Raw genomic sequence first — 681 nt, 5'->3', positions numbered from 1 at the left:
CTGTCGGTGCGTTGATGCGTTTTTCCATCGATTGCTTGTTCTTTTGCATGGTATAGCTTTCGAATTGTTTGCCATCAAACACGGTGGTGAAATAGTTCTGAGTCTCTTTATGAACCTGAGATGGGTACACCTTTTTGGTGGTCCAGATTTGACGAGCACCATTTGCGCTAACAATCAACGAGTCATCACTGATTTTATAATGGCCCACTTTTTTTAGTGCTCCCTTTTCTGGGCATAAGCGCTTGTTGTTGGAGGCGGCAAAGTACACTTCTTCGTTTTCAAACTGAAATGCTTCGCAATACACCACTTCATACGCGTACGCGATACCGCCAAGGTTTTGTGTGGTTTCGAGGCGATACACAATGTCACCGACCAAAGGATGGTCGGTGTTGTTTTGCTCTTCTTTAACGACTGGCAATTCAAAACGGGTCGTGACCCAGGCGTAATCTTCTTCACCATGATGATTGTCACGAGCTGCCACGGCTAAGTAAGTGGTTTGGTCGATTTCTTCTGGCGCACCTTGTACCACGATTTGGCCTTGGTTGAGCACCTGAAGACCATTGGCGTTTTCTAACCAGATCCGAGTTGTGAGCAGGTCACCATCGGGGTCTTCAAACAATTGGTTCAGACTTAACGAATTGCTGATCGGCTTGTTCTGCGTTAGCTCCCAACCATAAATGA

1 pseudogene is annotated in these 681 nt (G+C 46.3%); it reads right to left on the bottom strand.

Annotated elements, in window-relative coordinates:
- Positions 1-681, bottom strand: a pseudogene (locus R8O11_RS28060) (hypothetical protein); the annotation flags it as partial.

It is taken from the genome of Vibrio sp. 1288 (genome assembly GCF_033344475.1).
Note: the sequence above shows the minus strand (reverse complement) of the source record. Positions and strands in the feature narration are given on the sequence as shown.